The following is a 26,059-nucleotide window of genomic DNA, read 5'->3' on the forward strand; positions in this document are numbered from 1 at the left end:
GGTATCCATGTCGACCGTCACCACCGAAACCGAAACCCGCGGCGCGCCGCCCAGCGGTGCGACACTGCCCGTGGTGCTCGCCGCCCAGTTCGTCACGCCGATGGCCATCGCGGGCACCGCCATCGCGCTTCCGCTCATCTCGCGCGACCTCGGATCGAATCCCGCCGCGCTGCAATGGGTCGTCAACGGATTCAATGTCGCCTTCGCCCTCACCACGCTGCTGTGGGGTGCGGTCAGCGACCGCATCGGACATCGGCGCACCTTCGGGATCGGCACCGCGCTCGTGGTCGCGGGCAGTGTCGGCAGCGTCGCCGCACCGAACCTGTTCGTCCTCGACCTGGCGCGCGTGGTCGCGGGCATCGGCGCCGCGGCCATCCTGACCGGCGCCACCGCGCTGCTGTCGGCGGCTTACGAGGGACCACGCAGGACCAAGGCGTTCGCCGTCTTCGGCACCGTGAACGGCCTCGGTCTCGCGCTCGGTCCCACCATCTCCGGCATCCTCATCGCACTGCTGGACTGGCGGGGCGTCTTCCTGGTGCACGCGGTGATCCTCGCGGCCGCAGGCGTCGGCACACGGGTGCTGCCCGCCGTGAAACCCGCTGTGGCCGAACATGGTCCGATCCTCGATCTCGGCCTGCTGCGCAACCGGGAATTCCTGGCCATGTGCCTGGTCCCGGTCGCCGGATCGATCGGCTTCGTCACCCTGCTGACCTACCTGCCCTCGGCGCTGAGCGGCATCACCGACCTCTCGGCGGGCGCCTCCGGACTGCTCATGCTCGCGATGACCATTCCGGTCTTCGTCGCGCCGGTGGCCGTCGGACAGCTCGTCACCCGCTTCCCCGCACTGACCGTCGGCCGGGTGGTCTACCTCGCGCTGGGCGCCGCGATCCTCGGCAACGCCGGTGTGCTCGCGCTCTCCGAAGACCGTTCGGTGGCCTGGATCATCGTGCCGATGGTGTTGCTCGGCCTCGGTTTCGGCCTGCCCATCGGTCTCGTCGACGGCCACGCGCTGTCCGTGGTGCCCGCCGAACGGGGCGGCACCGCCGCGGGTCTGCTGAACTTCTTCCGCATCGGCAGCGAAGCGCTGTTCGTCGCCGGATACGCCGTCGTGCTGTCCACGGTCGTCGGCACCCGGCTCAGCGGGAAGGCCGCCGACGACACCGCCGCGGGCCAGTTCGGCCACCCCGACGTCTACCGCTGCGCCTTCACCGTCACCGTCGGCGTCCTCATCGCCCTGCTCGTGGTGCTCACCATCCTCATCGTCGCGGTGCGCGGCACCACACGAGCCACCGAGAACCGTGACATCGGTTCCAGCCCGGAAGGAGTCACCTCATGACCCACGCACTCGACGCGGTCCGCGTCGATCTCGACGGCATCGCCAATATCGCGCCGCCCCTGATGATCGAACCGCTACCGCAGCGTTCCGCCGGCGGATTTCCGCAGGTGAAACTCCCCAGCGGTCACACCGCCGTGCACGTCACCGCCTACCGCGACGTGCACGCGGTCCTGACCGACCTCAGCTTCGCGCGCGCCGAAACCAACGTCGAGGACGGCCCGAGCTTCCTGCCGACCATCATGCCGACGGAAATGCTGCTCAACCTCGACCACCCCGATCACGGGCGGCTCAAGGGTTTCGTGGCTTCCGCCTACAGTGCCGCCACCATGGCCCGGCGGGTGCCCGCGGTGCACCGGGTGCTCGACGACGCGCTCGCCGACCTGCGCGCACAGCACGAGCGCGGATCGGCCGATCTCGTTCGCGCGCTGCTGGATCCGGTCACCATCGGCGTCAACATCGACTACCTCGGCATCCCGACCGCCGACCTCGCCTATTTCCGGCATCTGTCGCGGGAGATGCAACTCGGCGACGACAGCGATGTGGACAAACTGCTGGCCGATTTCTGGACCTTGTACCACTACATCGAGGATCTCGTCGCCGGGCGGCGTGAGCTGCGGCCCGGCCTGATCCTCGACCTGCTCGCGGCACGCGATTCCGTGTCGCCGCCGGTCACCGACGGGGAGTACGCGGCGATCCTGCTCGGCTCGCTGGTCGGCGGCGATCAGAACATCCTGTCGGTGATCACCAAGATCGCCTACGTGGCCCTCGCCAGGCCGGAGCTGTGGCAGTACCTGGTGGACGCTCCGGACGCCATTCCCACCGCGGTGGAGGAGTTCCTGCGGTTGCTTCCGCTGGGACGGATCTCGACCTTCCCGCGCGTCAGCACACGTGAACTCGCGCTGTCGCAGGGGACGCTGTATCCCGGCGACATCGTCTACGCCGACGCGCATTCGGCCAACCGTGATCCCGAGGTGTACCCGGACCCGGCGGTGATCGACCCGGCCCGTAACGGCAAGCGGCACCTGCAATTCGGTTACGGCATGCACCACTGCATGGGTGCGGCCATGGCGCGCATGGAGATCACCGAGGTGCTGCGCAGGCTCGTCACCGAGCTGCTGACCCTGCGGCTGGCCGTTCCCGAGGACCGGATTCCCTGGGAGACCGGCATTCTCGTGCACCGACCGACATCGCTGCCGGTCACCTGGTAGCGGGCGCGGCCGGATGGCGACCCCTGTCGGCGGCGAGAATCGCCGCCAGCAGGCCGGGAAACACCTTTTCCATGTCCTCGCGTCGCAGCCTCGTCATCCGGCCGTTGCCGACATCACGCTGCCATATCAGCCCCGCCTTGCGCAGCACCCGGAAATGATGCGTGCGCGTCGACGGCGCCCATGGCATCCCGAACACGCTGCAGAACTGCTCGGTGCCCTCCGGCTCCGCATAGAGTTGCGCGATCACACTGCGCCGATTGTCGTCGGCGAGCGCGGCCAGCACCGTGGAGAGGTCGAACTCCTCGATATCGGGATGCCCATCCGCATCGGCCACGACCCACTCCTCTCCACCGCATCGGCACGCGAGCGACTGCCGAAGGTATGAGAACAATAGTACCTATCCGACCGGGTTCCAAACCCTCCGGGTCGCGGTGCCCCGGCTCGTCCGCATGGTCTTCTCGAGCTCACGTCCCGGAAATGGTCTGCGCGTCCACCGCGATGTCCGAGAATGGTCGGCGGCTCCGACGTTCCAGACGAGCGGCGCCACCAGGGCGCCGACGACGCAGAGGAACCGCCATGAAATACATGATCCTGAGCTACGCCTCTCAGCGGGACTACGACGGCATGGTGGGCAAGGACACCGGCAAGCCCGCGTGGACCGCCGAAGAATTCGCGGCAATGGCCCAGTTCATGACCGAATTCAACAAGAGGCTCGAGGAATCGGGCGAACTCGTGGAGACCCGCGGCCTGGTGGAGCCGGTGCATACCAGGAGGCTGGGCGTCAAGGACGGAAAACCGTTCGTCACCGACGGCCCCTACGCCGAGACCCAGGAAGTGCTCGCGGGATTCTGGATCGTCGAATGCGAGAGCTTCGACCGCGCCACCGAAATCGCCTCCGAGCTGAACAAGTGCCCGGCGCCCGCGCACGTGCTCCAATCGGTCTACGCCGATGTGCGCCCGATCGCCGAGGCCGCCCCCGAACTCGGCTGAGCGACGCGTGCCCGATTCCGCGGCGACGGACCTGCTGCGCGCGCTGGCGCCGCAGGTCCTCGCCGCGCTCGTGCGCAGGTACGGTCATTTCGACACCGCGGAGGACGCGGTGCAGGAGGCGCTGCTCGCCGCGGCGACGCAGTGGCCGGCCGACGGTGTCCCGGCCAAGCCGCTGGCCTGGCTGATCACCGTCGCGTCGCGCAGGCTCACCGATCTGTTGCGCGCCGAGCAGGCCCGCAGGCGACGCGAAGAGACCGTGGCCCGGTGGATGCTGCCGCAGGACTGGCTGACGCCGCCCGCCGACCGGCAGCCCAGCGACGCCGACGACACGCTGATCCTGCTGTTCCTGTGCTGCCACCCCGCGCTGTCTCCCACTTCGCAGGTCGCGCTCACACTGCGCGCGGTCGGCGGCCTCACCACCGCGGAGATCGCCCGGTGCTTCCTGGTCCCGGAGGCGACCATGGCCAAACGCATCGGCCGGGCCAAGCGCGCCATCTCCGCCAGCGGCGTGCCGTTCGCCCCTCCGTCCGCGGCCGACCGCGCCGACCGGCTGGCCGCCGTGCTGCATGTGCTGTATCTGATCTTCACCGAGGGCTACGCCGCCACCTCCGGCCCCCGTCTGCATCGAGTCGAGTTGTCGGCCGAGGCGATCCGGCTCACCCGCCTGGTGCATCGCCTGCTGCCCGAGCACAACGAAGTGGCGGGGCTGCTGGCGCTGATGCTGCTCACCGACGCCCGCCGCGCCGCGCGCACGGGCCCCGGCGGCGAGTTGATCCCGATGCAGGATCAGGACCGCGGCCTGTGGGACGCCGATGCGATCGCGGAGGGCATCGCGCTGATCACCGCCGCACTGCCACGGGGGATTCCGGGGCCGTACCAGTTGCAGGCCGCGATCGCGGCACTGCACGACGAGGCGCCCAGCTACGCCGCCACGGACTGGCCGCAGATCGCACTGCTCTACGAACGCCTGCTGGCGGCGGCCGACAATCCGATGATCGCGCTGAACCACGCGGTCGCGGTGGCGATGGCCGTTGGACCCGCGGCGGGGCTGAAGCTGGCGGAGGACCTCGGCGACCGTCTCGCCGACGACCACCGGCTGCACGCCGTGCGCGGGCACCTGCTGGAGCTGCTCGGCGACATCGCCCGTGCCCGCGAGGCGTATCTGACCGCCGCGCGGCGGACGACGAGCATCCCGCAGCAGCGCTACCTGCTGTCCCGCGCCGCCCGGCTCGAGCCCGACGCCGAGTGATCCTCACTGCGCGCCCGAACTTGTCACAGCGCACCGGAATACTCGGGGCCGACCGATCCTCGAGCCGAACTGGAGGAGTGCATGGCGCGCGAACTCGACGACCTGCCCTACGCGCGGTACCTCACCGCCTTGGACGGCGACCTGGAGGCGGAGGGCGACTACGACTGCGTCCGGCTGGACGGCGGTGCACTGGAGGACCTCGACGTGCCGCACGCGCGCTTCAACGAGTCGGCGTTCGTCTCGAACACCTTCACCCGGGGAACCCTGCGCTACAGCCGGTTCACCGATGTGTGGCTGCGCCACGTCCGCTGGGTCGGCACCGAATTGGCCGACACGACATGGCTCGACGGGGAGATGGTCGCCGGCGCGCTGTCCGGCGTCGACTTCGCGGGGGCGAACCTGCGGCGGGTCCGGTTCGAAGGCTGCAAGTTCGACGCGGTCAACTTCCGCCGCGCCCGCTTGCGCGAGGTGTCTTTCGTCGACTGCGTGCTGCGCGATTGCGACTTCGCCGACGCGGCGCTGACCGAGATCACGATGCCCGGCTCGGCACTGGCGCGGCTCTCGTTGCGCAATGCCCGCCTGACGAAGGTGGACCTGCGCGGCGCGACGGCGCTCGACATCACCGACGGGCTCGACAGTCTGCGCGGCGCCACGATCAGCATTCCGCAGCTGATGGATCTCGCGCCCGCCTTCGCGCGTTCCATCGGTATCGCCGTGCGGGATTGAGTGCGCGGATCTCGCACGATACCGGACACCGCGACCGGTGCGGCGAGCGAAAACAGCCGATTGCCAGGGGTTGTCGTGACGGCATTTGCGCGAACCGCCGATACGCGCGACACCCGATTGATACATTGCGCCGACACCGCGCAGTACCGCTTCATCGAGGATACGAGCCATGGTCGATCCGGATCTCCTCCGCAGTACCGCCGGCGTGCGCGCTCTCGTCCGCATCGCCGCGGAGCGGGGCATGACGGCCGCCGAGTGCCTGGCAGGCACGGCCCTGGCGCCCGCCGAGCTGGGCGACCCGTCCGCCACGGTCACCGTGCAGGACGAACTGCGGGTCACGCACACGGTGCTCGGCCGGTTCGGCGACGAGCCGGGGCTCGGTCTCGCGGCGGTTCGCCACGATCCGCGGTCGCGCGGGCCGTGGCGCCTCGCCCTGCTGGGCAGCCGGACACTGCGCGAGCTGATCGAGGTGGGGTCGCGCTACGTCGGTCGCACGGTGCCGTGCGGGCGACTGGCCGTCGAGGAAGCCGACGGCGAAGCGCGGCTGGTGTTCGAGGACACCGGCATCCCGCCCGGTATGAAGGCGTTCTTCGCCGAGGCGGCCCTGGCCGGGCTGCCCGCCTTCGATCGCGAATTGTTCGCCGTCGGCGTCCCGGTGCGGCGCGTCAGTTTCCGGCACGCGTGCCCGCACGACATGAAGCGATACCGCGAGGTCTTCGGCGTCGTGCCGGTTTTCGGCGCGCCGACCAGCGCGGTGGTCTTCGACCGCGGGTTACTGGACCGGCCGCTGCCACCGGCGAGCGCCGCCGCGCGGGACAACTGCGGGCAACTGTGCCGCGACGTGCTGGACCGGCGCCGCTCGCGCACCGGCGTCGCGGCGTCGGTGCGCGACCGGCTGGTCCGCACTCCGGGGGAGATCCCCGATCAGGCGACGGTCGCCCTCGGGCTGTTCATGAGTTCGCGCACGCTGTCGCGGCGGTTGCACGAGGAGGGCACCTCGTTCCGGGCGCTGCTGGACGAGGTGCGCCAGACCATGTCGGAGCTGCTGCTCGCGCATACCGATATGACCACAGAACAGGTCGCCGCGCGGCTGGGGTACGCGGAGGCCGCCTCCTTCATCCGGGCCTTTCGTCGCTGGCAGGGCTGTCCGCCGCAGACGTTCCGCTCGCAGGGGCGGCGCTCGTATCGGGCACCCGAGCCGGTCTGAGCGACGCACGCTGCTGTCGTGCCGACCGCCCGGCGCCGCGTGCCGTGCCCGGTGGACGCGGGCAGACCGTGGGCTATCGTGCTGCCGGGCAGCGGGCAGGTCGATCCGGCGCGGGAATCCCGGGCCCGAACGCTCCCGTACTATCGCGAGCGGAGTCGGCCTGCCGGGGAGATGAAGGAGGAGGGTGTGGAAGTTCGCACCAGCAACGAGCCACTGTGGTTACGGTTGGGCCAACGACTTCCGGAGCATGCCGCCGCGGCGTCGGCCGGGGGAGCCGTCCGATGAACGACGAAGGCGCCGACCTACGCTGCGCCGGATGCTCGGCTGTCGGACTCGACAGCGAGCGGTGCGCGTCCTGCGGTTCGGAACTCGGCTATCGATACGTAGCGCTGCCCGGTCCCGAGGCGACCTCGTGCGCCGATTGCGGGGGTGACCACTTCTACGCCGACGGACGCTGCGCGCGGTGTGGCCGGTCCGGGCCGGTGCGGGATCGCTTCGACACCGATCTCGGCGCGGTCGCTGTGCTCACCGATCGTGGCATCGTCCACGCGCGCAACGAGGACGCCGTCGCGGCCGGGGTGCTCCCGAACGTGATGGCGGAGGTTGATACGGCCGTCGTGATCGCGGTGAGCGACGGCGTGTCGACCTCGTCGCGGCCGCAGGTGGCTTCCGGGGCGGCGGTGCGGGCCGGTGTCGGCGCCACCGCCGCCGCGCTCGCCACCGGACAGCCTGCGGCCGAGGCGATCATGGCCGGGCTGGCGGCGGCGGCGCAGGCGGTGCGCGACGTGGACGTGCCCGACGGCCCGGCGCCCTCGTGCACCTACGTCTCCGCCGTCCTCGCCCACCGCGGCGCGGAAACCGAGATCACCGTGGCCAATGTCGGCGACAGCCGTGCCTACTGGCTGCCATCGACCCAGGGGGACGAGCGAGCCGAGCGCTTGACCGTCGACGACTCGTGGGCGCAGGCGCTGGTCGAGGCGGGCGCGATGGACGAGCGCGCCGCGATGGCCGATCCGCGGGCGCATACGCTGATCCGCTGGCTCGGGGCCGACAGCCCGCCGAAGCCGTGGGCGGACAACTGCGTACGGACGGTGCGCGTCTCGGGCCCCGGCGTGCTGCTGCTGTGCTCCGACGGACTGTGGAACTACTCGCCATCGCCGTCCGCGCTGGCCGGGCAGGTGGCGGGGAAGCCGCCCGCGGAGGCGGCCCGCGCGCTCGCGGAGTTCGCGCTGCGGTGCGGCGGCGGCGACAACATCACGGTCGCGCTCGCGCCCGTTCCCGGGGAGAGCCCTTCGGTTCCATAGACAGCGGTGTTCATGGTTGCGTATGGTCGTCGACTATGACGAAGTTCGCCGGCAAAACCTGTCTGATCACCGGCGCGGCCAGCGGTCTCGGCCGCAGCACGGCGCTCGCGGCGGCGGCCGAAGGCGCTTCGCTCGTGCTGACCGACATCGCCGCCGACGGCCTGGCGCGGACCGCGGCCGACGCACGCGCCGCAGGCGCGACCGTCCACCTCGCCGAGGCGGCCGATGTCAGCGACTACGAGGAGGTCGTCGCGCTGGCGGCGAAGGTGCACGAGGTGGTCGGCAGCGTCGACATCGTCATGAACGTGGCCGGAATCGCGACCTGGGGGACCGTCGACCGGCTGACCCACGAGCAGTGGCGGCGCACCATCGACATCGACCTCATGGGCCCGATCCACGTGATCGAAGCGTTCGTTCCCGCGATGATCGCGGCCGGACGCGGCGGTCACGTGGTCAACGTGTCCTCGGCGGCCGGGCTGTTCGGCCTGCCGTGGCATGCGCCGTACAGCGCGGGCAAGTTCGGCCTGCGCGGGGTGTCGGAGGTGCTGCGTTTCGATCTGGCGCGCCACCGCATCGGTGTGAGCCTGGTGTGTCCCGGCGCCATGGCCACCCCCATGGTCGACAGCGTCGACATCGCGGGGGTCGATCGGACGGCCGAGGCGGTGCAGCGGGGCATGGCGCTGTTCATGCGGCACGCGGTCACTCCCGAGGCGGCGGCGCGGTCCATCGTGCGCGGTGTCCAGCGCAACCGCTATCTCGTGTTCACCTCGCCGGACATCCGGGTGGGTTTCTGGGCGCAGCGGTATTTCCCGCCCGCGTACAACGTCGCGATGCGCGGACTGAACTGGGCGATGAACCGCTACGTCGCGCAGCGGGCCGGCGCTCCCGCGAACTGAGCGCGGCGGGGCCGCGGCAATCGGCCGTGCGGCGGGCCGCGATGATCGTTGTCATGGCATCGGCTGTCTATCTGATCACCGGCATCCAGGCCGCGGGCAAATCCACCGTCGCGCAAGCGCTGGCCGAACGGCTGCCGCGCTCGGCGCACGTGCGCGGGGACGTCTTCCGGCGGTTCGTCGTGAACGGGCGCGCGGAGATGAGCGCGGACCCCTCGCCGGAGGCGCTGGCCCAGCTGCGGCTACGGCACACCCTGGCCGCCGCGACGGCCGACGCCTACGCCGATGCCGGGTTCACAGCGGTGCTGCAAGATGTCGTCTTGGGCGAATTCCTGCCCTGGACCGCGGAGCTGATCGTCACGCGACCGCTGTACGTCGTAGTGCTGGCGCCGCGCCCCGACGTGGTCGTTGCGCGAGAGGCCGGACGCGCGAAAGACGCCTACGACGCATTCACCGTCGCGGGATTGGACCGAGTGCTGCGCGAGGACACCCCCCGGATCGGGCTCTGGCTGGACACGTCGGATCTGACGGTCGAGCAGACGGTCGATCGCATCCTCGCCGATGCCACGCCGCTGGCGGACTGAGCAGCCCGTCCGCCCCTCACCTGCTGTCGCGCGGCACGTGCAGGGGAGTCAGCGAGCTGGTGGCCGGGCCCTCGAGCAGGGTGCCGTCGGCGGCGAAGCGTGAGCCGTGCAGTGGGCAGTCCCAGGTGCGCTCGGCGTCGTTCCAATCGAGGATGCCGTACAGGTGCGGGCACACCGCCGAGACCCGGTTGGTGACGCCGTCGACCGTGCACACCGCCGTCGGGTGCAAGCCCTCGCGCAGTACGGTGCCGCAGCCTTCGGCCGGAGCGGCGCCGTCGTGGCGGGTCGCGACCCGCAGCCAGCCCGCGGAGAGTTTCTGCGCCACGGCGCCGTTGATCTTCGTCGCCGCGGGCAGCGCCTTGAACTCGTCCGGACGCCAGCTCGCCAGCGCGCCCGCCCATCGGGGTGTCGCTCCGGTGAGGCGTCCGACCAGCGCGATCGCCGCGGCGACCCCGTTGGTCAAGCCCCACTTGGCGTAGCCGGTGGCCAGCTGGATGTCGTTCTGCCCCGGCAGCAGCGGACCGACATAGGGAAGCTCCCCGACGGGGGAGTAGTCCTGAGCCGACCAGCGGTGCGTCAGCTCGGCGCCGGGGAACCAGGTGTGAGCCCAGTTCACCAGATCCTCCACCTTCTCCCGGGTCGAACCGCCGCGGCCGACGACGTGACCGTTGCCGCCCACCAGCAGCAACTCGCCGTCCGGTCCCTGGGCGCGACGCAGGGAACGAGTCGGGCTGCCCGCGCTGATGTACATATCGCGCGGAGCCGGGCGGTCCAAGCGGAAGGCCGTCAGGTAGGAGCGTTGCGGCGTGAGGCGGGCGAAGAATCCGCCGCGATCGAGGATCGGTGTCCCGGTGGCCAACACCACCCGGCGCGCACCGAGATCGCCGTGCTCGGTCGCGACGACGAGTTCACCGCCGCCGCCGTGATGTACGCCGCGCACGAGGGTGGATTCGTAGATCGGAGCGCCGTGCGACTCCACGTCGGCCGCGAGCGCGGCCAGCAGCGCCATCGGATCGAGCTGGGCCTGATCGGCCAGGCGCACCGCGCCGCGCACCGGGAAAGGGGCGTCCACCTCGCGGAGCAGTTCGGTGGGCAGGCCCGCCTTCTGTGTCGCGGCGTATTCGGCTCGTACGGCCGACAATTCGTCGTCGTCCTGTGCGTAGGTCAACGCCGCGGCCCGCTCGACGGTGACGCCGTGCGCCGCGCAGAACCGCAGAAGCCATTCCTGCCCTTCGCGATTGGCCGCCACGTAGTCGCGCAGGACGTCGTCGGAGTGGTGCCGGGCGATCTGCTGAGCGCGCGTCCCCTGCAGCAGGCTGACTTTGCCGGTGGTCGCGCCGGTGGTGCCCGCACCGACGCGCCTTCCTTCGACCACGGCCACCTCGACGCCGTTCTCGGCCAGCAGCAGTGCGGTCACCAGTCCGGTGAGCCCGCCGCCGATCACCACCGTGTCGAAGCGCGATCCCGGCGTCAACCGCAACCGCGCCGGAACTTGCGCGCCGTGCAACCATAGGGACGTCATATGCCCGAGATAGCCGGTCTCGACGGGGTGAAACGCCCGTGCGGCGTCCTTCTCACACTCGCACGTGGTTGCTGAGTTGCCGATCGGCGGCGGCGAGCACTTCGGCGGCGCTGATCATCGCCAGCCCGGGCGCGGGCGTGTCCGACCGCGGGTCGCCGGGGTGTCCGGCCCACAGGGCGACATGGGCCGCCCGTTCCGCGGGCGGTCCCCAGACCGCGGGGGAATCGGGGCCGAAGATCAGCACCGACGGCGTGCCGAACGCCGTGGCCAGATGCCCGACGCCGGTGTCGCCGCTGAGCACCAAGGACGCGTCGGCCACCGTCACGGCGAGTTGGCGCAGCGTGAGTTCGCCTGCCAGCACATCGTTCTCGGAGAGACCGGCCTGTTCGGCGACGCTGCGCGCGAGCGGACGGTCCGCGGCGCTGCCCACGATCCGCACCGGCGCTCCCCACTCGCGCAAGCCCGCGGCCACCGCCGCGAAGCGGTCGGCCGGCCAGCGCCGAGCCGGCGCCCCGCCCGGGTAGACGACGATGGAGCGGCGCTCGCCGGTGCACTCCGGCGGCGGTGTGATGTCCAGTCGAGCCGGGTCGGCCGGGATGCCCGCCCATTCCAGCAGCCTGCACCACCGCACCGTGTCGGGCAGGCCGGGCTCCAACAGCGGGCCGGGTACACGGGGAAAGTCCTTGTGGCGGTGCGTGATGATGCTTTCCGGGTCGGTCGCGAGCAGCGCGCGTATGCTCTCGGCTCCGGCGTCGTGCAGATTGACGGCGAAGGCAGGCGCGGGGGCGTTCCAGCGCAACCCGCCCGCCATCGGCGTCGCGTGCAACTCGTCGGCGCACGCGGCCAGTTCCACGACCGGGCGCAGCCATCCCGGCGCGGCCAGGACCAGCCGGTGCCGCGGACGCGCGTCGCGCAGCGCACGCAGTGCGGGGACCGCGGTCAGCAGTTCCCGCAACCCGTGCGCCCGCAGCGCGAGCAAGACCGTCATTTCGGCACGAAGATGCCGGTGAGGTCGGCCTTGCGGATCGGGGTGTCCGGGTTGGCCTGCGCCGCGCACATCAGCTTGATCGCCGCGATCGCGGCGTCGACGGTCCTGGCGTCGGGCGTCTCGTTGCCCTCGCGCTCCTCTTCCAGGAACTTCTCGGTGGTGATGCGCTGTTTGTCGGAGTCCTGGGCGACGTATTCGTTGCACGGCGTGTCGCCGCCCTTGTTCACGATCTTCTCCGGCTCGTCGCCGCAGCCTGCCGCGCACACCGCCAGCGCGGCCAGCACGGCGACGCCCACCCGGCGCGCGGCGCTCATCGGCCGAACCCCGCCAGTGCCGACGACAGGTCCGGCACGCCGAGCGCCTGCAGCGCCTGTTCGCGCACCTCGGGGCAGGTCTGGGTGGTGATGGTGTCGATCGTGCCTCGATCGGTGACGACCACGTCGTTGAGCCCGCCGTTACGGGCCGCCCAGTTGTGCACCGTGCCGTTGAACGTCACTTTGGCCACCGTGGCGCCTTGGCCGCGCCAGGTGTCGATGTCGGCACCCATCATGTCGCACAGTTGCTTCGCCGCTTCCGCGGTGATCTGGTCGGTGTTCGGCACCTGGCGGCTACTCGGCGCGGGCATGGTGATCGAAACGGTCGCGGGTGCGGGCGTGTCCGCCGCCGAATCGCCGTCGTCGACCGAACAGGCGGTGAGCGCCGCGCCCGCGGCCAAGGCGCAGGCGAGCAGGGTGAAGTGACCCAAGGGCCGGTTGGGCTGGTTTCTCATCTTTTCTTTCTCCTGGAGTGCGAAGGCGCGTTCCCGGCGGGCGGATGTGAGCGCTCGATCAGTGACCGGCGGCGTCTCGCAGCCGCTTGCCTTCCCGTGCCTTGACCCGGCGGTGCTCGGCGACGATCACCGAGACGCCCGCGATGATGCAGACGCCGCAGACGATCCCCGCCACCACCGCCCACCCCTCGAACCCGTACCCGGCTGCGGTGAGCGTCAGCGCCATGGCCACGAGCCCGACGGCGACCAGGATGATGCCCGGCCAGTTGCGGGCGTCCTCGATGGATTCTCCGGCATGTGTCCGAATGGTGCGGGTGTCGTCCGGGAACCCGTGGGTCCGGGGCGTGTGCTGCTCTCCGGGGCCGGATCCCGCGGTCGGCTCGTTCGGTGCTGGCAGCATCGGATGTCCTTTCTGCTGAGCGGCAACGATTTCGGTGCGCGGGCAGCCCGTGGCCCGCGGTGTTCGACGCGGGCCGTCCTGGGCGGCCGTACCGGTCGAATGCCCGCGTTATGGCGTCCGAAACGGGGGTAGCACCTCAGCGAGCGGCCCCGTTCCCGGCCGCTCGTACCCGCGAGAAGTTCCAGGAGGATCCCGATGACAACAGCACGGGAGATCATGACCCCGAACGTGGAGTGCGTTCGCTCCAGCGACACGGTGGTCGCGGCCGCGCAGCGCATGGCGGAGTTGAACGTCGGCGCTCTGCCCATCTGCGGTGAGGACGACAAGCTGAAAGGAATGCTCACCGATCGCGACATCGTCGTGAAAGTGATCGCCCAGCGTAAGGACCCGCTCGGCGTCGACGCGGGCGAACTCGGGGGCGAATTGGTCACCGTCGAAGCCGATGACGACGTACGCAAGGTGATGTCGGTGATGTCGCAGCATCAGGTGCGCCGGGTGCCGGTGCTGGAGAACGGCAGGCTGGTCGGCATCATCGCGCAGGCCGACGTCGCCACCACCGTCGAGAACGCCCAGTCGGGCAGCACGGTGGAAGCGATCTCGACCGACTTCTGAGTCCGGCGGCACTCACACCGCGGCCGGGTGCATGTCGTAGACCGCGTAGGCCGCTCGGATCACCGGCTGGGCGACATTGCGCACCCGGATGCCGCCCGGGGTGGTGCCGCGCTCGGTGCCCGCGTGCGCGTGACCGTGCAACGCCAGGTCGGCGCCGTGCGCATCGATCGCCTCGCCGAGCAGGTAGGAGCCGAGGAAGGGATAGATCTCCCTCGGCTCGCCGTGCAGGGTGTCGCTGATCGGGGAGTAGTGCGTGAGCGCGACGGTGACATCGGTCTTCAGATCGGCCAGCGCGTCGCCGAGCGCGGCGGCCACGTCCACGGTGTGTCCGGCGAATTCGCGCATCAGGGGTTCACCGAAGACGCTCGCGCATTTGCCCGCGAAGCCGCCGCCGAACCCTTTCGCGCCCGCCACCCCGAGCGTGCTCCCGTCGACGTTCAGCGTCACGGAGGTGCCCTCCAGCACCGTGATGCCGTGGTCGGCCAGCACGGCGCTGATCTCCTGGTCGGCGTCGCCGTGATAGTCGTGGTTACCGAGAACGGCGACGACCGGCACCCCCAGCTCGGCGAACTCCTCCGCGACGACCCGGCCCTCCTCGACGGCGCCGTGGCGGGTCAGGTCGCCCGCCAGCAGCAGCACATCCGCCCGCTCGGACAGTCCCTCCAGCGCGGGCCGCCACTGGCCGCGCGAGTCCGCGCCGAGATGTACGTCACCGACGGCGGCTATCCGCATGCGGCTCAACTCCTTTCGGATACGTCGGGCTCCAGCGTCTCGGTCTCGACGGGTGCCGTGGGTCGGGTGACATGGACGTCGTTGTGGACGCGCGCGTGCGGAAGCTGCTCGCGGACGACGGTTTCCATCTGCTGCTTGCAGTTCTCGCTGCTCACCTCGCCGCACAGCACCACGACGTCGCCGCGAATGGTCACCTGCACACCGAGTTCGGCAGTGCGGGGATCCTCGGCCAGCGCCCGGCGCAAGCGTGCGACCAGGTATTGCGGCTGCTCCATCTACTCCACCTTTCCGGTGCGGGTGATGCCGAGATCGTCGAGCAGGCCCATGAACGCCCGCGCGTAGGGCGAGGCCTTGGTCTGTTCGCGCACCACCTCCCAGTCGATCTGTTCGCGCAGGTCGCGCGCGATGTGCAGGATCGGGCTGAGATCCAGGCGGTGCGCGTCGAAGACGAGCATCTTGTCGATCATCAGGTCGGTGCCGCTGATCACCGGGGCCTTCGCCGGTCCGATCCGCATCTCGGTGGCCCGCTCCAGCAGTTCGTCGGTCACCTCGCGATCGTTCGGGCGGTGGATGACATCGACCAGCACGTCGTCGGCGTAGACCTTGCGCAACCAGTTCTCCGGCGGGTCGCACACCCGCAGGCCCGCACGAGCCAGCGCGTTGATCGCGCGGGCGCTGTCGGCGGGTTTGACGAAGATGTCGACGTCGTGCTGGGAGGCCGGGCCGCCACGGGCGTAGACCGCGCAGCCGCCCGCCACCGCGAATCGGATATCTGTCGCCGCCAGCGCGTTCACCGTGCGGGTGAGCGCATGCAGCAGCTGATCGGTGGTAACGGCCATGCAGCGGTGGTACCCGGCGGACACCGGGTTAATCGACGTTTCACCGGGTATGCGTCCGGATATCCGGAGGGCCCGGTGTGGCCCCGCCCCGGGTTTCCGGACCACTTCGGACCGATCTCGCGAGCAGGGAAGGGAGCGACACATGCCCAAGACGACAGCGCGCGGCGAGGTGAAGAAGTCCGAGTTGCCGAGCACGCTGGAACGGTCGGAGGAGAAGGCGCAGCGCACCTTCGCCGAGGCGCACGACGCGGCGCTGGAGCAATACGACGGCAACGAACAGCGCGCCCACCGTGTCGCCTACGCCGCGCTGAAACACAGCTACGAGAAGGTCGGCGACCACTGGGAGCCCAAAGCGCGCCGCGGTCCGTCGGATGAACGCGCAAGCCAGCACGGGCCGGGCGCGCGGGGCGAGACCGCCGAAGGCGTCGACGCCAACGCGTCGAAGGAGCACCTGCTGGACATCGCCCGGCGATTGGAGGTCACCGGGCGCTCGCGGATGACCAAGGGCGAACTCGTCGAGGCGATCAAGAAGCGCAATCGCCAGGAGGCCGCGCGTGCCCGGAAGTGAGGACGACGGCTGGGCCCGCCGTGCGCGCGGTGAGACCGAGCTGGAACGACTGGACCGGAACTGGGGGAGCCTGGTCCAGGAGTTGCGCGTGGTGCAGACGGGCGTGCAATTCCTGTTCGGCGCGCTGCTGGTCCTGCCGTTTCAGGCGTCGTTCGGCACGCTGACACCGGGCATGCGAGCGCTGTATCTGGCGACGTTGGCCGCTGTGCTCGGCGCCACCGTGTTCCTGATCGCACCGGTGTCCTGGCACCGGATCCTGTTCCGCAGGCACCGGCTCGGCAATGTCGTCGCGGCGGCCCACCGCTGCGCGATGGCGGGCGTCGCCCTGCTCGGTCTCGCGCTGATCGGCGCGGTGATCCTCGTGGTCGACTACGTGACCGGCGTGGCCGCGGCGATCGTGACCGGTGTCGCCGCCGTCGCGCTGTTCGTGTCCACCTGGCTGATCGCGCCGTGGCGCTGGCGCAGCGCGTCCGAGGACGTCCGCGCCGAGCACTACTGAGCCGGCGCTACCGGGTCACCGGGCCCACGAGACGACCTCGCCCGCGTGCGCGGGAGCGCCGCGGTGATAGGCGCTGAGCGTCTCGACCGCGACCCGATCCCAGGAACTGCGGCTGGCGGCGCGCTGATAACCTGCGGCGCCCCAGGTTTCGCGCAACGTCGAGTCCGCCAGCAGCGGGCGCACCGCCCGCACGATGGCATCGGGTTCGGGCGGAGCGACGAATCGTCCCGTGACGCCGTCGACCACGGTGTCCAGCAGACCGCCGACGGCCGTGGCGACCACCGGCTTCCCGCAGGCCATCGCCTCCAGCGCCACCCGGCCGAACGGCTCGTACCAGGGCGTGCAGACCACGACGTCGGCGGAGCGGTACAGCCGGGGCAGCATCGGCCGCGACACCGGGCCGGCCAACCGGAGCCGTTCCCGCACACCGTGTTCCGACGCGATCCGGCGCAGCCTGCGGCCTTCGGCGTCGTCCTCGTCGTCGGCGGCCGGACCGCCGACGATAACCAGCTCGGTGTCCGGCAGCTGCGGCAGCGCCCGGATCACGGGGTCGAATCCGCTGCGGCGCACCAGCTCTCCGGCCGCCAGCAACCGGTGCGTGGCGTGCCGATCGGCGGCGGCGCCCTCCGGGGTGAACGTCGTGAGATCGACCCCGTGCGGCACGATCGAGGTCCGGAAACGCGGCACGCCCATCCTGGCCAGCTCCGCGACCTCGTCGGAGCAGGTCGCCACCACGTGCGCCGCCCGCGTCGCGATGAGCCGCTCGAACCTGATCCGCGAGCGCGGACTCGGGTCGGCGAGACCCTCGCAACGCCGCTGCACGGTGCCGAGCCCGTGGAAGGTCAGCACCACCGGGATGCCGTGCGCGCGGGAGGCGAGCTCGGCGGCGAGCCCGGACTTCCAGTAGTGCGCGTGCGCGATGTCCGGACGTTCGGTGCTCCAGTGCCGCCGCAGCACCGTGCCGAAGTCGCCGAGGTAGGGCAGCGTGCGGTCGCTCGGCAGGGGAGTCGGCGGTCCGGCCGGGACGTGGACGACGCGATAGCCGCCGTCGGCCAGCAGCTCGGCGGGGGCGCGCGGACTGATGCGCCGGGTGTAGACCGTCACGTCGTGGCCGCGGCGGACGTACGCCGCCGACAATTCCGCTACATAGGCGCCGCGGCCGCCCCCGTCCGCGGGGCTGCCCTCGGCGAGCGGGCTGGCGTCTTCGGAAACCATGGCAATCTTCACCGGGTGCTCCGTTCTCTCGTCGCGGGCAGCATCCGGACGCGCGAGTACGCGCGGTTGCCCTACGACCGGCATCGCGTGACGTTCGGGAATATGTTCGGGATATGCCCGCAGGCCGCCCGATGAAACCCCACGTCAGCGGTCAGATATCGGGCCGAACGGTCGGTTCGTCCCGGTCGCGGGCCCTTCGGCGGCGGGTCACGTTCTCCTACCGAACGCTGTCGGGAACGGGTCGGTCGTGCCACACTGTAGGGAGGTTGAGATCACAGCCGACCCCGGTTCGACGCATTCGGCGCAGCCGGTCGATGGGACGGCACGGCAACCGGTTCGCGCTCGCGCCGCCCTTCCCCGGCCGTCGCGGAGGACTGGATACCCCCTACACGGGAGGTTCGACTTGTCTGCCATTTCTCTGCTACGGGACCACGCCGACGGCGTGCATCTCAATGGTTCGGGACCGGGACGTCGTCGGGACAACCGGTTGTGGGCACAGCGGGTGGACCGCCGTCGCGAATGTGTGGTGGTCCGGGTCGAAGGCGAGTTGGACGCCGCCGTGTCGGCCGAATTCTTCGAGACGGTCGAGCGTGCGTTGCAGTCACCGTGCGATGCGGTCGTGATCGATCTGCGCGGGGCGAGATTCCTGAGTCTGCGCGCGGCCGTGCGCCTCGGCGCGCTGCGCGGCGAGGGGTTGGGTCGTCCGGATCTGCGGATCGTCGCGGGCGGGCCGGGAGTGGAGCGGGCACTGGAAGTGACCGGCGTACGGTCGCAGTTCCCCCGCTACCCGTCCATGCGCACAGCGTTGGACGCCTGAGCCGAAGGCCGCCCACACGAAGCCGTGCTCGCCGGTGTGACTGACCCGTGCCGATCCGGTCACACCGGGCGCACCGGCATCGGATACTTCAGCAGTGAGTGAGAGCAGGTCGGTCCAGCCCGAGAACGCCTTCGCGCTGGACCGGGTGATCGGTACCGGGACGCCGCAGAGTGTCGGCATTTTTCGTTTCTGGTTCGCCGGCCAGCGGTGGGAATGGTCGGACGAAGTCGCATCGATGCACGGTTACGCGCCCGGGGCGGTCACCCCGACGACGGAGTTGTTGCTCGAGCACAAACACCCCGACGATCGCGAAGCGGTGGCCAGCGCCTTGGCGCGGTCGATCGCCGACGCGGAACCGTTCTCCAGTCGCCACCGCATCATCGACACCGCAGGCGCCGTGCACCACGTGATCCTGGTCGCCGACCGGATGATCGATGACACCGGGCTGGTGGTTGGCACCTCCGGCTACTACATCGACGTCACCGACACCCTCGCAGAGCACCGGCAGGAAACGCTGGACGACGCCCTGCCCGAGCTGTACGCGGCCCGCGCGGTGATCGAGCAGGCGAAGGGCGCGCTCATGCTGATCTATGGCGTCGGCCCCGAACAGGCGTTCCGGGTACTGAGCTGGCGATCGCAGGAAACCAATGTCAAACTGCGTGAATTGGCCGCGCGGCTGGTCGCCGATCTCCCCGGTCTGGCCGGCGTGACGGCAGGGCTGCGAACCGAATTCGATCATCTGCTGCTCACCGCTCACGAGCGCATCGACGACGCCTGACCGGCGTTTCGATCCCAGCGCGGCGGGTACGTCCCCGAACGAGGAACGTGGCGATATTTCCGCTCCACAGTCCGTGGCGCCAGGGTGTGCGGTACGCAGGCCACAGTGGAGTGGCTGTGAGGACAAGGTGGTGATGGGCCAATGGGGGAGTCGACTTCCCGATCCTCGACGGACACGACGACAGTCGGTGTGCGGGTGCCCGCCCGGCTGGAACAGCTGACCATGCTGCGCGCGCTCGCCGAGACGGTCGCCCTCATCGCGGACTTCGCCTTGGACGAGGTGACCGACATCCGGCTCGCGCTGGACGAGGTGGCGACCTCGCTCATCATCGACGCCGCCCCCGGCTCGACGATCGACTGCGAGTTCAGCTACGACGACGGCAAGATGTTCGTGCACGTCTCGTCGGTGGCGGTCACCGAGTCGGTGCTCGGGCACGCCGGGCTCGGCTGGCACATCGTGCGCACGCTGACCGACTCGATCGCGGCCGCGCAGGGCTCCTACGACAGCGTGCTCGGCGGGTATCCGACGGTGATCGACTTCAGCTGGGTGCGAGGTGCCCCGAATGGCGGGTGAACCGAGGTCGCGCGGGGACACCTACGACAACATCGAGCCGCTGTTCGAGAAGATCGCCGCGCTGGACCCCGGCGATGCGCGCCGCGAGCCGTTGCGTCGGGAACTGATCGAACGATGCCTGCCGCTGGCCGAGCACATCGCGCGCAAGTTCGCCGGCCGCGGCGAGAACTTCGACGACCTGCTGCAGGTCGCCCGCCTCGGGCTGGTGCAGGCAGCCGACCGTTTCGACGTCACGCGCGGGTCGTCGTTCCTGTCCTTCGCCGTGCCGACGATCATGGGCGAGGTCCGGCGGCACTTCCGGGACAACACCTGGGCCGTGCGGGTGCCGCGCCGCACCAAGGAGATCCAGCTGAGCATCGGTCCGACCGTCGAGGCGCTGTCGCAGCGACTGGGCCGGATGCCGCGCGCCAGGGAGATCGCGGCGGAGCTGGACGTCGACCTGGTGGAGGTGACCCAAGCGCTGATCGCGGGCAACGCCTACCAGTCCTCGTCCATCGACGCGGCCACCGGCGAGGACGCCGAGAGCGCCGCGCAGCCGCTCCTGGACAGCCTCGGCGCCGAGGAGCCCTCCTATCACCTGGTCGAGGACGTGATGGCGGTCGGGCCGCTGCTCGGCGAGCTTCCCGAACGCGAGCGTCAGGTGCTGACGATGCGATTCTTCGAGTCGCTGACCCAGAACCAGATCGCCGAGCGGCTCGGGGTCTCGCAGATGCACGTCTCGCGCATTCTTTCCCGGACCCTGACTTCGCTGCGCGAGCAGGCGCTGCGCGACTGAGCGCAGACCCGCTACACCGGATTCGGCGGAGCCGGGTCCGGTGACGGTCCCGGGAGACCGGGGTCCGGCGAGGGACGGCCGGGATCCGGCACCGGCGGGGTCGGCGTGGGGCCGGGGCCCGGCGGACGCGGCGCGGGACCGGGCACCGGCGGCAGCGGAGACGGATCGGGTTCCGGCGGAACGGGACTCGGCTCCGGAATGGGGTCGGGATCGGGAATCGGCGGCACGGGATCGGGTTCCGGGATCGGCGGAACGGGATCCGGCTCGGGCGTGGGCGGGACCGGTTGTGCCGCGCTGTCGGTGGACATGCGAACTCCTCCTCGTTCGGGTGACCGGCTCGCGCGAAGTCGGCGACCGCGCTCGACCAGCCGATCATCGGCCGGTTACCCACCGATCACGGGGCCAACCGGTCCGCGCCCGGCGCCGGTGCGGCCGACCAGTTTGCCGATCCTGGCCAACGGGTAGTCAGACAGGAGCCGGACAACAGATGCCGATGGCTCGAGGAGCTCGTCATGACCGACCAGCGCCGCCCAGGCACCCGGAATCCGCGGTTCGGACCGGGTGGGCCGGGGGCGTCGACGCAGTCCCGAGGGATCTCCGTCACCAGGAACCACGACGTCATCCGCCGCTGGGCCGCCCAGCGCGGAGCGCGGCCCGCGACGGTGCCGGGCAGCGAGCAGGACGGGCGGCTGGGGGTGTTGCGATTCGACTTTCCCGGCTACGGGGGCGCCGTGCTGCGCCGGGTGGGGTGGGACGAGTGGTTCGCCACGTTCGATGCCAGGAAACTGCGCTTCTGGTATGTGGAGCGCGATGCCGACGATCCGCCGAGCAACTTCAACCGTTTGGAGCCGCCGCGATAGCCGGTCGGGCGCTGGCGCGGCCGTGAGACCGGTCACGGCCGCGCGTTCGTGAACGGCGCAGCGGAAGCGATGTGACGCACGACATGATTGCCTTGCGAGTCCCGTTGCCGCGCCTGCGGTTAGCTCCGGTGCGGACCGTCAGGATCGGGCCTTCGAAATAGGCTGTTGGCGTGCGACTTTCACGATCGAAATCGTTCTCCGTGTAATGCGATGGCGCGCGGAAGACGAACTGCGCTGCCGCCCCGATGCTGCCGGAATCGGGCGGCCGTATAGCGTCGATGGAACGACCACGAGGCCCCGTCTCGGTCTGCCGGATGTTTACCGGCCGGGCTCAGGGGTACTCGTAGCCGAGCAAAGGTTGCTCGAAAAGCGGAAAGTCGCGTCGGTATGGGGGTGCGGTTGTCCGCATCGTGACGCGCTTGCGCATGTCTGCAAGGGATAAGGTCTTGAGCGCAAACCTGATGATCGTGGAAGACGACGACCGGGTCCGTGGTGCGTTACGGCTCGCTATGGAAGACGAGGGATACGACGTCGACGAGGCGGAGGAAGCCGAGGACGCGCTCACTCATCTGCGCAGCAATGGTGTTCCCGATGTGATGATCGTCGATCTGATGCTCGGCGGCATGGACGGATTCGAATGTATCCGGGAGATCCGCCGCGACCATGACGTCCCGATCATCGTGGTCAGCGCTCGCGACGACACCCACGACGTGGTGGCCGCGCTGGAAGCGGGCGCCGACGATTTCGTGACCAAGCCGTTCGAGATCAAGGAGATCACCGCGCGCATGCGCGCCGTGCGCCGCCGCGCCCGGCTGACCGCCGAGCGGGAGACGCCACAAGAGATGGTGCTCGAGGCCGACGACACGGCGCCGCTGATCCTGGCCCGCGACAGCGGGGTGGTGCGCCGCGGCGACGAGGAGATCCGGCTCACGCTCACCGAGTTCCGGCTGCTGTGTGAGCTGGCCGAGACGCCAGGCCGTGTGCTCAGCCGGACGGTGTTGCTCGAACGGGTATGGGACCGTGGCTTTTTCGGCGACGAGCGCATAGTGGACGTGCACATGCGCCGCTTGCGCACGAAGATCGAGCGGGATCCGTCCGATCCGCGCGTCGTGGTGACGGTGCGTGGGCTCGGCTATCGCCTCGATGTGCGCCGCTGAGCGCTGTCCGGACGCCGAACGCTGGAATCCGAACGCCTGGAGCCTCCGCGCCAGGGTGACCGCCGCCTTCGCGACCATCGCCGCGCTGATGTCGCTGGTCCTGGTCGTTTCGGTCTTCGTGATCAGCCGCGGCTACCTGGAAGGGCAGCGAACGCACGCGGGTAGCGAGTCGCCGGGAGATCTCAACGCCGATCTGGATCTGCTGCGCAACGTGCTCATCTGCTGCGCCGTCGTGGTCACCTCGATCGGCGCCGCGGTCGGCTGGTGGGCGAGCAGGCGGGTGCTGACGCCGCTGCACCAGCTCGCGGGCACCGCGGCGCGAATCGCCTCCGGCGACCTCGACCAGCGGCTGCCCGCGACCGGGGACCAGGATCTGGCGATCACCGTCGAGTCGTTCAACACCATGGTCGACTCGCTGCAACGACGCATCGAGCGCGAACACCGGCTCTTCGGCGACGTCAGCCACGAGCTGCGCACGCCGCTGACCACCCTGATGGCCGGCGTCGGCGTGCTCAACCGGCACCGGGGCGATCTGCCGGAACGCTCGCAGCGGGCGCTGGGACTGGTCACCGCCGAGGTCGAGCACCTGCGCAAGCTGCTGGACGATCTGCTCGCCCTGGCGCGGGTGGAAGCGGGCATGCACCACGGTGACGCCGAGCCGCTGTCGGTGCGCGACCTGCTGGTCCACACCCTCGCCGACCGCCGCTATCCGGCCGAACTGCTCACGGTGCGTCAGGACGTCACCGTGCGCGGCCGCAAGGTGGAGTTGGAGCGCGCGGTGGCCAACCTGCTGCACAACGCCGACCGGCACGGCGGCGGCGTGGTCGCGGTCACCGTCGATCGCGACGGCACCGACGCGGTGCTCACCGTCGACGACGCGGGCCCCGGTGTGCCCGCCGCGGACCGCGAGCGCATCTTCGAACGATTCGCCACCGCCCGCAGCGGGCGCCGTTCACCGGACGGGACGGGGATCGGCTTGGCGCTGGTCGCCGAGACGGTCGCCACGCACGGTGGCCGGGTGCGCTGCACCGACCGTCCCGGCGGCGGCGCGCGATTCGTCGTGCGCCTGCCCCGGCTCGGCGACATCCATCCGTAATACGACCGTAAAGAACTCGACAGGTTCACCTCAAAGTGGCTTGGCGAGCCTGGATAAGTAGTGCTGATCAGACGAGGGAGTTGTATGTCATCGCCAACCCTGTCCCCAGCGGAGATCGAGCGATCGCGCGTCGGCAACGCCGCGGCCGCTCTCCGGGCCGCCCCGGCTCGGAAAGGGGCCGGACCGGCCGTGGTCCTGCGCACGCCTCGCTTGGCCGACGGCGCTCAGATGTGGCGGATCGCCAAGGATTCCGCGGTGCTCGACGTCAATTCGAGCTACGCGTACCTGCTGTGGTGCCGAGATTTCGCCGGCACCTCGGTGGTCGCCGAGTCGGACGGGCGCGTCGTGGGATACGTGATCGGATTCGTCCGTCCGCAGGCGCCCGACACCGTCTTCGTCTGGCAGATCGCGGTGGACCGCGCGCTGCGCGGCCGCGGCATCGGTGCCCAGCTGCTCAATACGTTGCTCAACAGTGTTGCCGCTCAGGGGGTTTCGGTACTCGAAACGACCATCTCGCCGGACAACGCCGGTTCCGTCGCGCTGTTCACGTCGGTGGCCGCGACGCGCGGCGCCGAAGTGCACAAGCGCCCGTTGTTCGACGCGGGCGTCTTCCCCGACAGCCACGCACCCGAAGACCTGTATCGCATCGCCCCGACCGCCCGCACCACCGAGGAGGATCACCGATGATCAACGCGGACACCACCGTTTTCGAGAGTCTGGAGTCGAACGTGCGCGGTTACTGCCGCGCCTGGCCCACCGTGTTCACCACCGCGAAGGGCAGCTGGCTGCGCGACGAGGAAGGCAAGGACTACCTCGACTTCTTCGCGGGCGCGGGCGCGCTGAACTACGGCCACAACAACGACGTGCTCAAGAGCGCGCTGCTGGAGTACATCGCCAGCGACGGCATCACCCACGGCCTGGACATGTCGACCGGAGCCAAGCGGGAACTGCTGGAGACGCTGCGCGACAGGCTCTTCACCCCGCGCGGCCTGGACTACAAGGTCCAATTCCCCGGACCGACCGGTGCGAACGCGGTGGAGGCCGCGCTCAAGCTGGCCCGTAAGGTCACCGGTCGCGAGACCATCGTCAGCTTCACCAACGCTTTCCACGGCATGACCCTCGGCGCGCTGTCGGTCACCGGCAACGCCGCCAAGCGCGCGGGGGCCGGTGTGCCGTTGGTGCACGCCGCGCACATGCCCTACGACGGCTACTTCGACGGCACCACCGCCGACTTCCAGTGGATGGAGAAGGTGCTCGACGACACCTCCTCCGGCTTCGACCGTCCCGCCGCGGTGATCGTGGAGACGGTGCAGGGCGAAGGCGGCGTCAACGTCGCCCGCGCCGAGTGGCTGCGCCACCTCGCCGGCCTGTGCGCGGAGCGGGAGATCCTGCTGATCGTCGACGACGTGCAGATGGGCTGCGGCCGCACCGGACCGTTCTTCTCCTTCGAGATCGCGGGCATCACGCCCGACATCGTGACGCTGTCGAAGTCGATCGGCGGTTACGGGCTGCCCATGGCGCTGGTGCTGTTCAAGCCGGAACTGGACGAATGGTCGCCGGGCGAGCACAACGGAACCTTCCGCGGCAACAACCCCGCGTTCGTCACCGCGACGACCGCGCTGCGCCACTACTGGTCCGACGACACGTTGCAGACGGCGACGCGGGCCAAGGGTGAGAAGGTCGCACGCGCTCTGGGCGAACTGGCCGAGTACTTCCCGGGCGTCTCGACCCGTGGCCGCGGCTTGGTGCAGGGCGTGGTGTTCGACGATCCCTCGCAGGCGGGCAAGGTCTGCCAGATCGCCTTCGAGCGCGGGCTGCTGGTGGAGACCTCCGGCTCGACCGACGAGGTGGTGAAGCTGCTGCCGCCGTTGACGGTCACCGACGACGAACTCGACCAGGGCCTGCAGATCCTCACCGGCGCGGTCGAGTCGGTGTGCGGCGGGATGGGGGCGCTGGCATGATCGTGCGCACCACCGCGGAGATCACCGATACCGAGCGCGACGTGGCGGGCGAAGGCTGGCGCAGCAAGCGCATCGTCCTCGGGGGCGACGGCGTCGGCTTCTCCTTCCACGAGACGACCATCGACGCCGGGACGGTGCACGTGTTCCATTACGTGCACCATGTGGAGGCCGTGTGGCTCATCGAGGGCGAGGGCACGCTCACCGATCTGGACAACGACGTCACCTACGAACTCGGGCCCGGCTCGATGTACCTGCTCGACGGACACGAGCGGCACCGCTTGGAGGCGCGCACCAGGATGCGGATGATGTGCGTGTTCAACCCGCCGGTCACCGGGCAGGAGGTTCACGACAGCAACGGCGTCTACCCGCTGGTCACCGCGACGATCGGAGGTTGAGCACAC

Annotated in this window: 33 protein-coding genes; 22 read left to right on the forward strand and 11 right to left on the reverse strand. The window is 70.1% G+C overall.

The features are described 5' to 3' along the window. Window positions 1–7: 7 nt before the first annotated feature. Window positions 8–1,336 (forward strand): MFS transporter, encoded by a 1,329-nt coding sequence (locus U3653_RS09555; RefSeq protein ID WP_195079248.1) that lies wholly within the window; start codon window positions 8–10, stop codon window positions 1,334–1,336. Then, the gene (locus U3653_RS09560; RefSeq protein ID WP_195079249.1) at window positions 1,333–2,544 is read left to right on the forward strand and encodes a cytochrome P450; all 1,212 of its coding nucleotides are present in this window, start codon (window positions 1,333–1,335) and stop codon (window positions 2,542–2,544) included. Before U3653_RS09555 ends, U3653_RS09560 begins: the two co-directional genes overlap by 4 nt. Here the strand turns inward: U3653_RS09560 and U3653_RS09565 are convergent. Further along, window positions 2,534–2,878 carry an ArsR/SmtB family transcription factor gene (locus U3653_RS09565; protein WP_195079250.1) on the reverse strand — a complete coding sequence of 115 codons (345 nt, stop codon included), beginning with the start codon at window positions 2,876–2,878 and terminating at the stop codon, window positions 2,534–2,536. The genes U3653_RS09560 and U3653_RS09565 overlap by 11 nt on opposite strands. A 242-nt stretch (window positions 2,879–3,120) precedes the next feature. On the opposite strand from U3653_RS09565, the gene U3653_RS09570 reads away from it, so the two are divergent. From U3653_RS09570 to U3653_RS09600, 7 genes are all read left to right on the forward strand, one after another. After that, window positions 3,121–3,534, forward strand: a complete 414-nt coding sequence (locus U3653_RS09570; protein ID WP_195079251.1) for a YciI family protein — start codon at window positions 3,121–3,123, stop codon at window positions 3,532–3,534. A gap of 7 nt (window positions 3,535–3,541) precedes the next feature. After that, window positions 3,542–4,783 (forward strand): RNA polymerase sigma factor, encoded by a 1,242-nt coding sequence (locus tag U3653_RS09575; RefSeq protein ID WP_323124066.1) that lies wholly within the window; start codon window positions 3,542–3,544, stop codon window positions 4,781–4,783. Window positions 4,784–4,864: 81 nt separating this feature from the next. Further along, a complete protein-coding gene (locus U3653_RS09580; RefSeq protein WP_195079253.1) occupies window positions 4,865–5,509 on the forward strand; it encodes a pentapeptide repeat-containing protein in 645 nt (214 codons plus the stop codon). A 169-nt stretch (window positions 5,510–5,678) separates the two neighbouring features. Next, window positions 5,679–6,716, forward strand: coding sequence for an AraC family transcriptional regulator (locus U3653_RS09585; protein ID WP_195079254.1), 1,038 nt, complete (start codon window positions 5,679–5,681; stop codon window positions 6,714–6,716). Window positions 6,717–6,997: 281 nt separating this feature from the next. Continuing rightward, window positions 6,998–8,020: a PP2C family protein-serine/threonine phosphatase gene (locus U3653_RS09590; RefSeq protein ID WP_195079255.1), complete on the forward strand. Its 1,023-nt coding sequence runs from the start codon at window positions 6,998–7,000 to the stop codon at window positions 8,018–8,020. A gap of 35 nt (window positions 8,021–8,055) precedes the next feature. Beyond that, a complete protein-coding gene (locus tag U3653_RS09595) occupies window positions 8,056–8,916 on the forward strand; it encodes an SDR family oxidoreductase (protein WP_195079256.1) in 861 nt (286 codons plus the stop codon). A gap of 53 nt (window positions 8,917–8,969) precedes the next feature. Next, window positions 8,970–9,497 (forward strand): AAA family ATPase, encoded by a 528-nt coding sequence (locus U3653_RS09600; protein ID WP_195079257.1) that lies wholly within the window; start codon window positions 8,970–8,972, stop codon window positions 9,495–9,497. A 16-nt stretch (window positions 9,498–9,513) separates the two neighbouring features. Here U3653_RS09600 and U3653_RS09605 read toward each other — a convergent pair whose 3' ends face one another. From U3653_RS09605 to U3653_RS09625, 5 genes are read right to left on the reverse strand one after another with little or no spacing between them, the layout of a single operon-like run. Next, window positions 9,514–11,019, reverse strand: coding sequence for an FAD-dependent oxidoreductase (locus tag U3653_RS09605; protein ID WP_195079258.1), 1,506 nt, complete (start codon window positions 11,017–11,019; stop codon window positions 9,514–9,516). 52 nt (window positions 11,020–11,071) lie between these two features. After that, window positions 11,072–12,007, reverse strand: a complete 936-nt coding sequence (locus U3653_RS09610; RefSeq protein ID WP_195079259.1) for a glycosyltransferase family 9 protein — start codon at window positions 12,005–12,007, stop codon at window positions 11,072–11,074. Continuing rightward, window positions 12,004–12,321: a hypothetical protein gene (locus U3653_RS09615; protein WP_195079260.1), complete on the reverse strand. Its 318-nt coding sequence runs from the start codon at window positions 12,319–12,321 to the stop codon at window positions 12,004–12,006. Before U3653_RS09615 ends, U3653_RS09610 begins: the two co-directional genes overlap by 4 nt. Beyond that, window positions 12,318–12,776, reverse strand: a complete 459-nt coding sequence (locus tag U3653_RS09620) for a hypothetical protein (protein WP_195079261.1) — start codon at window positions 12,774–12,776, stop codon at window positions 12,318–12,320. The genes U3653_RS09615 and U3653_RS09620 overlap by 4 nt, the downstream gene beginning before the upstream one ends. A 58-nt stretch (window positions 12,777–12,834) precedes the next feature. Next, window positions 12,835–13,176 (reverse strand): hypothetical protein, encoded by a 342-nt coding sequence (locus U3653_RS09625; protein ID WP_323124065.1) that lies wholly within the window; start codon window positions 13,174–13,176, stop codon window positions 12,835–12,837. Between the two features lie 195 nt (window positions 13,177–13,371). Between U3653_RS09625 and U3653_RS09630 the strand changes: the two genes are divergently transcribed. Further along, on the forward strand, window positions 13,372–13,788 hold the full coding sequence (locus tag U3653_RS09630) for a CBS domain-containing protein (RefSeq protein ID WP_195079262.1): 417 nt from the start codon (window positions 13,372–13,374) through the stop codon (window positions 13,786–13,788). Between the two features lie 12 nt (window positions 13,789–13,800). On the opposite strand, the gene U3653_RS09635 is transcribed toward U3653_RS09630, so the two are convergent. The 3 genes from U3653_RS09635 to U3653_RS09645 are packed head-to-tail and all read right to left on the reverse strand — an operon-like array spanning window position 13,801 to window position 15,359. After that, window positions 13,801–14,520, reverse strand: a complete 720-nt coding sequence (locus tag U3653_RS09635) for a metallophosphoesterase family protein (protein WP_195079263.1) — start codon at window positions 14,518–14,520, stop codon at window positions 13,801–13,803. 5 nt (window positions 14,521–14,525) lie between these two features. Continuing rightward, complete coding sequence (locus U3653_RS09640) at window positions 14,526–14,795, reverse strand: BON domain-containing protein (RefSeq protein ID WP_323124064.1); 270 nt, start codon at window positions 14,793–14,795, stop codon at window positions 14,526–14,528. Beyond that, complete coding sequence (locus tag U3653_RS09645) at window positions 14,796–15,359, reverse strand: nucleotidyltransferase (protein WP_323124063.1); 564 nt, start codon at window positions 15,357–15,359, stop codon at window positions 14,796–14,798. It abuts the gene before it with no gap. 142 nt (window positions 15,360–15,501) lie between these two features. On the opposite strand from U3653_RS09645, the gene U3653_RS09650 reads away from it, so the two are divergent. Together U3653_RS09650 and U3653_RS09655 are read left to right on the forward strand one after the other, a co-directional pair. Continuing rightward, the gene (locus U3653_RS09650; RefSeq protein WP_195079264.1) at window positions 15,502–15,927 is read left to right on the forward strand and encodes a ChaB family protein; all 426 of its coding nucleotides are present in this window, start codon (window positions 15,502–15,504) and stop codon (window positions 15,925–15,927) included. Beyond that, window positions 15,914–16,426 carry a DUF6328 family protein gene (locus U3653_RS09655; protein WP_323124062.1) on the forward strand — a complete coding sequence of 171 codons (513 nt, stop codon included), beginning with the start codon at window positions 15,914–15,916 and terminating at the stop codon, window positions 16,424–16,426. Before U3653_RS09650 ends, U3653_RS09655 begins: the two co-directional genes overlap by 14 nt. Before the next feature lie 15 nt (window positions 16,427–16,441). Here U3653_RS09655 and U3653_RS09660 read toward each other — a convergent pair whose 3' ends face one another. After that, window positions 16,442–17,653 carry a glycosyltransferase gene (locus tag U3653_RS09660; RefSeq protein WP_195079265.1) on the reverse strand — a complete coding sequence of 404 codons (1,212 nt, stop codon included), beginning with the start codon at window positions 17,651–17,653 and terminating at the stop codon, window positions 16,442–16,444. Between the two features lie 391 nt (window positions 17,654–18,044). Between U3653_RS09660 and U3653_RS09665 the strand changes: the two genes are divergently transcribed. The 4 genes from U3653_RS09665 (at window position 18,045) to U3653_RS09680 (ending at window position 20,584) form a co-directional block, all read left to right on the forward strand. Then, window positions 18,045–18,458: an STAS domain-containing protein gene (locus U3653_RS09665; protein WP_195079266.1), complete on the forward strand. Its 414-nt coding sequence runs from the start codon at window positions 18,045–18,047 to the stop codon at window positions 18,456–18,458. Window positions 18,459–18,552: 94 nt separating this feature from the next. Beyond that, window positions 18,553–19,236, forward strand: coding sequence for a PAS and ANTAR domain-containing protein (locus U3653_RS09670; RefSeq protein WP_195079267.1), 684 nt, complete (start codon window positions 18,553–18,555; stop codon window positions 19,234–19,236). A gap of 141 nt (window positions 19,237–19,377) precedes the next feature. Next, entirely contained in the window at window positions 19,378–19,809 is a 432-nt protein-coding gene (locus U3653_RS09675; RefSeq protein ID WP_195079268.1) for an ATP-binding protein, read from the forward strand. Further along, on the forward strand, window positions 19,799–20,584 hold the full coding sequence (locus U3653_RS09680) for an RNA polymerase sigma factor SigF (RefSeq protein ID WP_195079269.1): 786 nt from the start codon (window positions 19,799–19,801) through the stop codon (window positions 20,582–20,584). The genes U3653_RS09675 and U3653_RS09680 overlap by 11 nt, the downstream gene beginning before the upstream one ends. An 11-nt stretch (window positions 20,585–20,595) precedes the next feature. Here U3653_RS09680 and U3653_RS09685 read toward each other — a convergent pair whose 3' ends face one another. Continuing rightward, complete coding sequence (locus U3653_RS09685) at window positions 20,596–20,892, reverse strand: hypothetical protein (RefSeq protein ID WP_195079270.1); 297 nt, start codon at window positions 20,890–20,892, stop codon at window positions 20,596–20,598. Window positions 20,893–21,096: 204 nt separating this feature from the next. On the opposite strand from U3653_RS09685, the gene U3653_RS09690 reads away from it, so the two are divergent. The 6 genes from U3653_RS09690 to U3653_RS09715 all read left to right on the forward strand — a co-directional run bounded on the left by U3653_RS09690 (window position 21,097) and on the right by U3653_RS09715 (window position 26,053). Further along, window positions 21,097–21,444 (forward strand): hypothetical protein, encoded by a 348-nt coding sequence (locus tag U3653_RS09690; RefSeq protein WP_323124061.1) that lies wholly within the window; start codon window positions 21,097–21,099, stop codon window positions 21,442–21,444. 446 nt (window positions 21,445–21,890) lie between these two features. Beyond that, window positions 21,891–22,601: a response regulator transcription factor gene (locus U3653_RS09695; protein WP_195079271.1), complete on the forward strand. Its 711-nt coding sequence runs from the start codon at window positions 21,891–21,893 to the stop codon at window positions 22,599–22,601. Continuing rightward, on the forward strand, window positions 22,567–23,697 hold the full coding sequence (locus U3653_RS09700) for a sensor histidine kinase (protein ID WP_323124060.1): 1,131 nt from the start codon (window positions 22,567–22,569) through the stop codon (window positions 23,695–23,697). Before U3653_RS09695 ends, U3653_RS09700 begins: the two co-directional genes overlap by 35 nt. Window positions 23,698–23,781: 84 nt before the next feature. Further along, complete coding sequence (ectA, locus tag U3653_RS09705) at window positions 23,782–24,384, forward strand: diaminobutyrate acetyltransferase (RefSeq protein ID WP_195079272.1); 603 nt, start codon at window positions 23,782–23,784, stop codon at window positions 24,382–24,384. After that, window positions 24,381–25,658, forward strand: coding sequence for a diaminobutyrate--2-oxoglutarate transaminase (ectB, locus tag U3653_RS09710; protein WP_195079273.1), 1,278 nt, complete (start codon window positions 24,381–24,383; stop codon window positions 25,656–25,658). Before ectA ends, ectB begins: the two co-directional genes overlap by 4 nt. Next, complete coding sequence (locus tag U3653_RS09715; RefSeq protein WP_195079274.1) at window positions 25,655–26,053, forward strand: ectoine synthase; 399 nt, start codon at window positions 25,655–25,657, stop codon at window positions 26,051–26,053. The genes ectB and U3653_RS09715 overlap by 4 nt, the downstream gene beginning before the upstream one ends. The last annotated feature ends 6 nt before the right edge of the window (window positions 26,054–26,059 follow it).

Source organism: Nocardia implantans, from assembly GCF_035544775.1.
GTDB classification, from domain to species: domain Bacteria; phylum Actinomycetota; class Actinomycetes; order Mycobacteriales; family Mycobacteriaceae; genus Nocardia; species Nocardia implantans.

Coding starts and splice junctions, on each gene's coding strand:
- U3653_RS09625 (WP_323124065.1), bottom strand. CDS start 13,176: ATGCTGCCAGCACCGAACGAGCCGACCGCGGGATCCGGCCCCGGAGAG.
- U3653_RS09645 (WP_323124063.1), bottom strand. CDS start 15,359: ATGGCCGTTACCACCGATCAGCTGCTGCATGCGCTCACCCGCACGGTG.
- U3653_RS09590 (WP_195079255.1), top strand. CDS start 6,998: ATGAACGACGAAGGCGCCGACCTACGCTGCGCCGGATGCTCGGCTGTC.
- U3653_RS09605 (WP_195079258.1), bottom strand. CDS start 11,019: ATGACGTCCCTATGGTTGCACGGCGCGCAAGTTCCGGCGCGGTTGCGG.
- U3653_RS09690 (WP_323124061.1), top strand. CDS start 21,097: ATGACCGACCAGCGCCGCCCAGGCACCCGGAATCCGCGGTTCGGACCG.
- U3653_RS09570 (WP_195079251.1), top strand. CDS start 3,121: ATGAAATACATGATCCTGAGCTACGCCTCTCAGCGGGACTACGACGGC.
- U3653_RS09685 (WP_195079270.1), bottom strand. CDS start 20,892: ATGTCCACCGACAGCGCGGCACAACCGGTCCCGCCCACGCCCGAGCCG.
- U3653_RS09560 (WP_195079249.1), top strand. CDS start 1,333: ATGACCCACGCACTCGACGCGGTCCGCGTCGATCTCGACGGCATCGCC.
- U3653_RS09630 (WP_195079262.1), top strand. CDS start 13,372: ATGACAACAGCACGGGAGATCATGACCCCGAACGTGGAGTGCGTTCGC.
- U3653_RS09640 (WP_323124064.1), bottom strand. CDS start 14,795: ATGGAGCAGCCGCAATACCTGGTCGCACGCTTGCGCCGGGCGCTGGCC.
- U3653_RS09715 (WP_195079274.1), top strand. CDS start 25,655: ATGATCGTGCGCACCACCGCGGAGATCACCGATACCGAGCGCGACGTG.
- U3653_RS09585 (WP_195079254.1), top strand. CDS start 5,679: ATGGTCGATCCGGATCTCCTCCGCAGTACCGCCGGCGTGCGCGCTCTC.
- U3653_RS09675 (WP_195079268.1), top strand. CDS start 19,378: ATGGGGGAGTCGACTTCCCGATCCTCGACGGACACGACGACAGTCGGT.
- U3653_RS09650 (WP_195079264.1), top strand. CDS start 15,502: ATGCCCAAGACGACAGCGCGCGGCGAGGTGAAGAAGTCCGAGTTGCCG.
- ectB (WP_195079273.1), top strand. CDS start 24,381: ATGATCAACGCGGACACCACCGTTTTCGAGAGTCTGGAGTCGAACGTG.
- U3653_RS09600 (WP_195079257.1), top strand. CDS start 8,970: ATGGCATCGGCTGTCTATCTGATCACCGGCATCCAGGCCGCGGGCAAA.
- U3653_RS09555 (WP_195079248.1), top strand. CDS start 8: ATGTCGACCGTCACCACCGAAACCGAAACCCGCGGCGCGCCGCCCAGC.
- U3653_RS09595 (WP_195079256.1), top strand. CDS start 8,056: ATGACGAAGTTCGCCGGCAAAACCTGTCTGATCACCGGCGCGGCCAGC.
- U3653_RS09620 (WP_195079261.1), bottom strand. CDS start 12,776: ATGAGAAACCAGCCCAACCGGCCCTTGGGTCACTTCACCCTGCTCGCC.
- U3653_RS09610 (WP_195079259.1), bottom strand. CDS start 12,007: ATGACGGTCTTGCTCGCGCTGCGGGCGCACGGGTTGCGGGAACTGCTG.
- U3653_RS09580 (WP_195079253.1), top strand. CDS start 4,865: ATGGCGCGCGAACTCGACGACCTGCCCTACGCGCGGTACCTCACCGCC.
- U3653_RS09680 (WP_195079269.1), top strand. CDS start 19,799: ATGGCGGGTGAACCGAGGTCGCGCGGGGACACCTACGACAACATCGAG.
- ectA (WP_195079272.1), top strand. CDS start 23,782: ATGTCATCGCCAACCCTGTCCCCAGCGGAGATCGAGCGATCGCGCGTC.
- U3653_RS09635 (WP_195079263.1), bottom strand. CDS start 14,520: ATGCGGATAGCCGCCGTCGGTGACGTACATCTCGGCGCGGACTCGCGC.
- U3653_RS09615 (WP_195079260.1), bottom strand. CDS start 12,321: ATGAGCGCCGCGCGCCGGGTGGGCGTCGCCGTGCTGGCCGCGCTGGCG.